Below are 8,499 nucleotides of genomic sequence, written 5' to 3'. Positions count from 1 at the left end.
CAGGCCTTGCTGGCCGCCTGATCCCCCAGCTGTCCAACTCCCGGGGGTCACTTCATGGATGGGTTTACGGCGTGTCCTGCGCCGTAGCTCCCCGTGCCGGGCGCATCAAGGCAGACGCGGTCAAACCACCGCTTCGCGCAGGATCGGATTGTCCCAGCCCGGCCGCGGCGAGAACCGATCACCATGCCGCTGCTGCAGCACCTTCAGCCGCTCCACCAGTGCATCGGCCCCGGTCGCCCGGATGTACTGCACCGGACCCCCGCGGAACGGCGCGAACCCGGTGCCGAAGATCACCCCCGCATCCAGCAGGTCCGCATCGGCCACCACGCCCTCGTGCAGGCAGGCCACCGCCTCGTTGAGCAGCGGCAGGATCAGCCGGTCTTCCAGGTCGCCCGGCGCCTGGTAACCCTTGGGCACCTCCGGCTTCTTCGCGCGGCCGTTTTCCCAGGCATAGATGCCCTGGCCATCCTTCTTGCCGCGCTTGCCCGGTTCGACGGTCTGCAGCGCCGCCGGAATCTGCAGGCCCAGGAACGGGGCCAGTTCCTCGCCCACGCCGGCGGCCACGTCCAGCCCGACCGTATCCAGAAGTTCGATCGGCCCCATCGGCATCCCGAACTTCACCGCGGCCTTGTCGATCACCGGACCCGGGATGCCTTCGGCATAGGCGGTTGCCGCTTCGAGCATGTACGGGAACAGCACGCGGTTGACCAGGAAGCCGGGGGTGCCGGCGACCGGCACCGGGAACTTGCCCAGCGCCTTGCAGAAGGCGGCCAGGCGGCGCTCGGTCTCCGGTGCCATGCCGTCGTGGTGGATGATTTCCACCAGCGGCATCTGCGCGACCGGGTTGAAATAATGCAGGCCGGCGAACTGCGCCGGACGCTGGATGTGGTCACGCAGTTCGATCAGCGGGATCGAGGAGGTGTTGGTGGTCAGCAGCGCATCGGCCTTCATCTTCGGCTCCAGCGTCTGGTACAGGTCACGCTTGGCCTGGGGATTCTCGATGATCGCCTCGATCACCAGATCGGCCTGCGCAGCGCCCGCGCCGGCCAGGTCGGCCTGCAGGCGCGCCGCCACCGCCGGCCGCTTGGCCTCGTCACGGACTTTCTTTTCGAACAGGGTCTGCGCGCGCTGCATGGCCGGGTCGATGAAGCGCTGCTCGCGGTCCTGCAGGGTCACGTTGAAGCCCTTGTAGGCCGACCAGGCGGCGATGTCACCGCCCATCACGCCCGCACCGACCACGTGCACGTGGTGGATGCCGTGGTCGCCGCTGCCGAGCGCCTTCAGGCGTTCGGTCAGGAAGAAGATGCGGATCAGGTTGCGCGCCGTCGGCGTGCTGGCCAGTTTCACCACCGCGCGCCGTTCAGCGTCCAGCCGCGCCTGCACCGGCTTGCCGCCGCTGCGTTCCCAGGTGCTGATCAGTGCGTATGGGGCAGGGTAGTGCTCCTTGCGGGCCTTGCGCGCGACCTGCTTGGCCATCTGCGGGGCCAGCAGCTTGCGCGCCGGCCAGGTATTGGTCGCCCAGGCGGTCGCACGCTGCTTGAACGGACGCACGGTGCCCTTCAGCGCCAGCGCCACGGCCGTGTCCAGCAGCAGGGCCGGGGCCACCACCTTGTCCACCAGGCCGATGTTGCGCGCCGCCGACGCCGACAGCGTGCGCCCGGTCAGCATCATGTCCATCGCCGCCGGGGCGCCGACCAGCTGCGGCAGGCGTGCACTGCCGCCCCAGCCCGGGAAGATGCCCAGCTGGGTTTCCGGCAGGCCGATGCGCGTGCTGCTGTCGTTGGAGGCGACGCGGTAGCGGCAGGCCAGGGCCAGTTCGGTACCGCCGCCCAGGCAGTGGCCGTGGATCGCGGCCACGGTCGGGCAGGGCAGCTCGGCCAGCTTCTGGTAGGTCACCTGGCCGCGGCGGATGGCGTCATTGACGGTGCCGCGGCGGTCAAATTCCTGGAACTCCTTCAGGTCCGCCCCGGCGATGAAGCCCGCCTTCTTGGCCGACTGGATCACCACGCCCTTGGGCGGATCGATGGCGATGCGCTCGATCAGGTCGCCCAGTTCCAGCAGGACATCCTGGGACATCGCATTGACGTTGGCGTCCTGGCGGTCGAGATTGAGCACCACGACACCGTCGTCGCGGATCTCCGGGTGCCAGTGCGCGAGGCGAAGCCCATCGAAGCCTGAGAGCATGGACGTTCCATCCGGTTGTGTATGGAGAAGGCGGCTATGATCCAGAGGTTGTTTCCCTTCCGTCAAATCCCAATAGCTGGGGTAGCGTTGACGGAGGTTCATAGCATGGACCGCTACGTTAACGGAACGTTGGTTAAAAGCTGGTGCGGTGCCCGGTCAGATGGCGCTGAACTTTTCCCGGGATTGGCAGTCTCATTGCCTGACGTCGGTTGGGCTGACAGGAGTTCGGTCCCCAATGACCGAGGTTGAAACACCACAGGAGCTGGACCTGGAACTGGTCCGGCGCGTGCAGCGCGGCGAAAGCGCGGCATTCGATGTCCTGGTGCGCAAGCACCAGCATCGGGTCGTGTCGCTCGTCGGACGCTACATCGCCGACTGGAGTGAGTGCCAGGACGTTGCCCAGGACACGTTCATCCGCGCCTACCGCGCGATCAACAGTTTCCGCGGCGACGCCCAATTTTCGACCTGGTTGCACAGGATTGCCGTGAATACCGCCAAGAACCACCTTGCTGCAAGCAATCGTCGCCCGCCGACCGATGACATCGAAATCGGCGATGCCGAACAGTTCGATTCGGGAACGCGCCTGCGCGATACCGATACGCCGGAACGCCAGCTGATGCGCCAGGAGCTGGAAACCACGGTGATGAAGGCCGTTGCCTCGCTGCCGGAGGAGCTGCGCCTGGCCATTTCCCTGCGCGAGGTGGAAGGCCTGAGTTACGAGGACATCGCGCAGAAGATGGGGTGCCCGATCGGCACCGTGCGCTCGCGGATCTTCCGCGCCCGCGAGGCGATCGACACTGAACTCCGGCCGCTGCTGGACACCGGCAGCGCCACCCGTGAGAAGAGCCGCTTATGAGCAAGTACGACCAACCCGAAGACAAGATCGACGTGCATAACCGCCAGCAGTTGTCTGCGCTGGTCGATGGCGAACTGTCCTCCGACGAGGCCCGTTTCCTGCTGCGCCGCCTGCAGCACGATCCCGAGCTGCAGGCCTGCCAGGAGCGCTGGGCGTTGCTGGGCGAGGTGATGCGCGGCAAGGCCGTGGCGCCGGCGCCGCTGGACTTCGCCGCGCGCGTGTCGGCGGCGGTGGCTCAGGAACCGGTACCGCGGGCCGAGCCGCGGCGCGAGCTGCGCAGCGGCTGGCGGCGCTGGAGCGGCGGTGCCGCGCTGGCCGCGTCGGTCGCCGCGGTGGCCTTCTTCATGGGTCGCCAATCGCTGGATGAAGGCGCGCCGCCGGCAGACCTGCCGGTGCAGGTGATCGCCAGCCAGGCCGAGCTTGCGCTGCCGCCGTCCGCACCGGCGCAGGAACCGGCGGCGGCGCAGGCCGGCGCTGCGCTGGTGGCCAGTGTCCCGGCCGCTGCGGTGGCCGCCGCCGCGCGTCGCCAGGATGCCAGCGTCCGCCGCGCCAGTGCCACGCGCAGCCAGCAGGTGGCGCGCGCCGCGCAGCGTAATGACGAGCCGCAGCGTGCGCTCGCGGCCGGCCAGCCGGTGCTGTCGCCCGCGCTGTCCACCGGCGCCCAGCACGAGCTGTCGTTCGGCAACGTGGGGGCGCTGCAGGCCCGGCCGTGGCCGCGCTCCAGCGTGGGCCCGGCGGCTGGGGCCGCCCTCAATGCCAGTTTCCCCGGCAATACGCCGGGCACGTTCTATCCGTTTGAGCCGCGGTTGCAGGACGCGCCGCCGGTCCAGGGCCCGCGCGACTGACCGCGCGTGGCCTGCGCGCGCCGTACCGTCGGCGCGCCCCCTTTCCCCGTTGTGCTGTCCGATGACCTGTCCGGAGGTTGTAGTCCGATGATCCCGCTTACCCGTTCGTTCCGTACCCAGGCCCTGGGCCTGCTGGCGATGACCCTGCCACTGGCCGCCTGCGCCCAGTCACCGTCGCCGGCACCGCAGGCCGCCACGGCGCAGTCCGCTGCCGCCGCGCCGCGCGCGCCTGCGCAGCCGCTGGTGACGGGCCTGCCGGATTTCACCAACCTGGTGGACCAGGTGGGGCCGGGCGTGGTCAACATCGAAACCACCATCGTGCGCGGCGGCAGCCGCCAGGCACGCGGCGGTGGCATGGGGCCGAGCCAGGACGAAATCCCGGAAATCTTCCGCCGCTTCTTCGGCCCCGAATTCGGCATGCCCGGTCCGGGCGGCCCCGGCGGCGACCCGGATGGCGGCCCCAGCATCAAGGGCCGCGGCATGGGCTCGGGCTTCATCATTTCCGCCGATGGCTACGTGCTGACCAACCACCACGTGGTGGCGGATGCGTCCGAAGTGAAGGTGAAACTCGGTGACAACCGCGAGTTCATCGCCAAGGTGGTCGGCAGTGACCAGCAGTACGACGTGGCCCTGCTGAAGATCGAAGGCAGCGGGCTGCCGACCGTGCGCGTCGGCGATTCGCGCACGTTGAAGCCGGGCCAGTGGGTGGTGGCGATCGGCTCGCCGTTCGGCCTGGACCACTCGGTCACCGCCGGCGTGGTCAGCGCCGTGGGCCGCAGCACCGGCGGCGCCGACCAGCGCTATGTTCCGTTCATCCAGACCGACGTGGCAATCAACCAGGGCAACTCCGGTGGCCCGCTGTTGAACACCCGCGGCGAAGTGGTCGGCATCAATTCGCAGATCTTCTCCGCCTCCGGCGGCTACATGGGCATCAGCTTCGCGATCCCGATCGACCTGGCGATGGGCGCGGTCGAGCAGATCAAGAAGACCGGCCGGGTCAGCCGTGGCCAGCTCGGCGCGGTGGTGCAGCAGATCGATTCGCTGAACGCCCAGGCACTGGGCCTGAAGGACAGCCGGGGCGCACTGGTCAATGAGATTGTTGCCGGTAGTGCGGCGGCCAAGGCCGGGGTGCAGGTTGGCGATGTGATCCGCTCGGTGAACGGCAGCCCGGTGAACTCCTTCAGCGACCTGCCGCCGTTGATCGGCGCCCTGCCGCCCGGCAGCAAGGTCAGCATCGGCCTGGTCCGGGATGGCCGCGAGCGTGAGCTCAGTGCCACCCTGACCGAGCTGGCCGAAGATGCCCAGGCAGCGGCAAACCGACCCGCGGCAGCCAATGAGGACGCGGCGCCGCAGAGCGGTGCCAACGCACTGCTGGGCCTGGAAGTGGCCGACCTGACCGCCGCGCAGCGCAAGCAGCTGGGGCTGGATGCAGGCGAGGGCGTGCGGGTGACCCGGGTCAACGGCCAGGCGGCCCGCGACGCACGGCTGTCGCCGGGGATGGTGATCCTGCAGGCCGGCCGTACCGCCGTCGGCAGCGTGGACGCCCTGAACCGTGCGCTGGCCGGTTACAAGAAGGGTGACGTGGTGATGTTGCTGGTGCGCAGTGGCGGCAACAGTGCCTTCGTGGCGGTGAAGACCGGCAGCTGACCGGGACAGGAGCGTGACGGCCAGCGGCCGTCACTACCGGGGTAGCGGCGAAGGTGGCGGCAGGCAGGGGCGTGACGACCAACGGTCGTCACGCTCCCGGGCCAGGCGCTGACGGCCAGCGGCCGTCACTACCCGGGCCAGGAGCTGACGGCCAGCGGCCGTCACTACCCGAAGCGGCCGTCACTACCCGAAGCGGCCGTCACTACCCGAAGCGGTGCTCACCCACCGGCGGCCGTCGTCCCGTGCGATAATCCGACGTTACCCTGACGACGCCCGGCGCCGCCGCCACCTCTATGTCCTCTGATTCGATGCGGAACATCCGCAACTTCTCCATCATCGCCCACGTCGACCACGGCAAGTCCACCCTGGCTGACCGCATCATCCAGCTGTGTGGCGGCCTGCAGGCCCGCGAGATGGAAGCGCAGGTGCTCGATTCGAACCCGATCGAGCGCGAGCGTGGCATCACCATCAAAGCGCAGTCGGTTTCGCTGCCCTACGTGGCGGACGACGGCCAGACCTACCACCTGAACTTCATCGACACCCCCGGGCACGTGGACTTCTCCTATGAAGTCAGCCGCTCGCTGGCCGCCTGCGAAGGCGCGCTGCTGGTGGTCGATGCGGCCCAGGGCGTGGAAGCGCAGTCGGTGGCCAACTGCTACACCGCCGTGGAGCAGGGCCTGGAAGTGGTGCCGGTGATCAACAAGATCGACCTGCCCACCGCCGACATCGAGCGCGCCAAGGCCGAGATCGAGGCCGTGATCGGCATCGATGCCGAAGATGCCGTGCCGGTCAGCGCCAAGACCGGCCTGAACGTGCGCGACGTGCTGGAGGCGATCGTCAAGCGCATCCCGCCGCCGGTGCCGCGCGATACCGACAAGCTGCAGGCGCTGATCATCGATTCCTGGTTCGACAACTACCTCGGCGTGGTGTCGCTGGTGCGGGTCATGCAGGGCGAGATCAAGGCCGGCGACAAGCTGCAGGTGATGTCCACCGGCCGCAACCACCAGGTCGACAACGTCGGCGTGTTCACCCCCAAGCGCAAGGTGCTGCCGGCCCTGCGTGCGGGCGAGGTGGGCTGGGTGACGGCCAGCATCAAGGACGTGCACGGCGCGCCGGTCGGCGACACGCTGACCATGGCCGGCGATCCGGCCCCCACGCCGCTGCCGGGCTTCCAGGAAATGCAGCCGCGCGTGTTCGCCGGCCTGTTCCCGGTCGATGCCGAAGACTACCCGGACCTGCGCGAAGCGCTGGACAAGCTGCGCCTGAACGATGCCGCGCTGCGCTTCGAGCCGGAAAGCTCCGAAGCGATGGGCTTTGGTTTCCGCTGCGGCTTCCTTGGCATGCTGCACATGGAAATCGTGCAGGAACGCCTGGAGCGCGAGTACAACCTGGACCTGATCAGCACCGCGCCGACGGTGGTCTATGAAGTGCTCAAGACCGACGGCAGCATCGTCAACATGGACAACCCGGCCAAGCTGCCGCCGGTGAACCAGGTGCAGGAAGTCCGCGAGCCGATCATCCGCGCCAACATCCTCACCCCCGAGGAATACATCGGCAACATCATCAAGCTGTGCGAGGAAAAGCGCGGCAGCCAGCTCGGCATCAACTACCTGGGCAGCCAGGTGCAGATCAGCTATGAGCTGCCGATGGCCGAAGTGGTGCTGGACTTCTTCGACAAGTTGAAGTCGGTCAGCCGCGGCTATGCATCGCTGGATTACGCCTTCGTCCGCTTCGACGCCGGTCCCTTCGTGCGCGTGGACGTGCTGATCAATGGCGACAAGGTCGATGCGCTGTCGCTTATCGTCCATCGTTCGCACTCCGATCGTCGCGGCCGCGAGCTGTGCGAGAAGATGAAGGAACTGATTCCCCGGCAGATGTTCGACGTGGCCATCCAGGCCGCGATCGGCTCGCAGGTGATTGCCCGCACCACCGTCAAGGCCATGCGCAAGAACGTTCTTGCCAAGTGCTACGGCGGCGACGTGTCGCGCAAGAAGAAGCTGCTGGAGAAGCAGAAGGAAGGCAAGAAGCGCATGAAGCAGGTGGGCCGCGTGGAAATTCCGCAGGAAGCCTTCCTGGCCGTGCTGCAGATGGACAACAAGTAACGGTACAGTCGGCCCCTTACCGGGCCGGTTGGCCCCGAGACGCTGCAAAGGACATTGAATGAAAGCGTTTGAGTTCCTCCTGGTTGCCTTGACCCTGGCCTCCGGCCTGATCCTGCTCGCCGACAAACTGTACTTCGCCCGCCGCCGCGCCCGTCGCGCCGGCCTGCTGGACACCGAACCGGCGCTGGTGGACTACTCGCGCGCGTTCTTCCCGGTGCTGGCGATCGTGCTGGTGGTGCGCAGCTTTATCGCCGAACCGTACAAGATCCCGTCCAGTTCGATGATGCCGAACCTGCTGATCGGCGATTTCATCCTGGTCAACAAGTTCGCCTACGGCCTGCGCCTGCCGCTGACCAACACCAAGTTCGTGCCGATCAGCGAACCGGAACGTGGCGACGTGGTGGTGTTCCATTTCCCGGGCCACGACGACCAGGACCCGAACAAGGGCGAGAATTTCATCAAGCGCGTGATCGGCGTGCCGGGTGACCAGATCACCTTCGAAGGCAACGGCCTGATCCTCAACGGCCAGCCGGTGGAGTACGAAGACAAGGGCATCTACGCCGGCCATCGTGGCCATGGCGAAGGGTCCAGCCTGCTGGTCGAAAAGCTGCCGGGCCGCACCCACACCGTGCTGGAGACGGCGTATCCTGCCGGCCAGGGGGAATGGACCGTTCCGGCGGGCCGCTACCTGGTGATGGGCGACAACCGTGACAACAGCGATGACGGCCGTTTCTGGGGCCTGCTGCCGGAGCAGAACCTGCGCGGCAAGGCGTTCCTGATCTGGCTCAACTGCTCCGGCTGGTTCTGCAAGGACGGCTTCGAACCGTCGCGGATCGGCTCGGGCGTCAATTGATTCATCCACGCG

6 protein-coding genes are annotated in these 8,499 nt (G+C 67.6%); 5 read left to right on the top strand and 1 reads right to left on the bottom strand.

Translation table 11 applies throughout. The features are described 5' to 3' along the window. Positions 1-120: 120 nt before the first annotated feature. On the bottom strand, positions 121-2,184 hold the full coding sequence (locus RTX79_RS17985; RefSeq protein WP_312685186.1) for a 3-hydroxyacyl-CoA dehydrogenase NAD-binding domain-containing protein: 2,064 nt from the start codon (positions 2,182-2,184) through the stop codon (positions 121-123). 235 nt (positions 2,185-2,419) lie between these two features. Between RTX79_RS17985 and rpoE the strand changes: the two genes are divergently transcribed. From rpoE to lepB, 5 genes are all read left to right on the top strand, one after another. Further along, on the top strand, positions 2,420-3,040 hold the full coding sequence (gene rpoE / locus RTX79_RS17980) for an RNA polymerase sigma factor RpoE (protein ID WP_309684337.1): 621 nt from the start codon (positions 2,420-2,422) through the stop codon (positions 3,038-3,040). Then, positions 3,037-3,885 carry a sigma-E factor negative regulatory protein gene (locus tag RTX79_RS17975; RefSeq protein WP_312685184.1) on the top strand — a complete coding sequence of 283 codons (849 nt, stop codon included), beginning with the start codon at positions 3,037-3,039 and terminating at the stop codon, positions 3,883-3,885. Before rpoE ends, RTX79_RS17975 begins: the two co-directional genes overlap by 4 nt. Positions 3,886-3,972: 87 nt before the next feature. Next, positions 3,973-5,532 (top strand): DegQ family serine endoprotease, encoded by a 1,560-nt coding sequence (locus RTX79_RS17970; protein WP_312685182.1) that lies wholly within the window; start codon positions 3,973-3,975, stop codon positions 5,530-5,532. Between the two features lie 308 nt (positions 5,533-5,840). Further along, a complete protein-coding gene (lepA, locus tag RTX79_RS17965; protein ID WP_057507334.1) occupies positions 5,841-7,634 on the top strand; it encodes a translation elongation factor 4 in 1,794 nt (597 codons plus the stop codon). A 58-nt stretch (positions 7,635-7,692) separates the two neighbouring features. After that, positions 7,693-8,487, top strand: coding sequence for a signal peptidase I (gene lepB, locus RTX79_RS17960; protein ID WP_057507296.1), 795 nt, complete (start codon positions 7,693-7,695; stop codon positions 8,485-8,487). Positions 8,488-8,499: the final 12 nt, after the last annotated feature.

Origin of the sequence: Stenotrophomonas chelatiphaga (assembly GCF_032054965.1) — a bacterium.
Lineage (GTDB): Bacteria > Pseudomonadota > Gammaproteobacteria > Xanthomonadales > Xanthomonadaceae > Stenotrophomonas > Stenotrophomonas chelatiphaga.
Note: the sequence above shows the minus strand (reverse complement) of the source record. Positions and strands in the feature narration are given on the sequence as shown.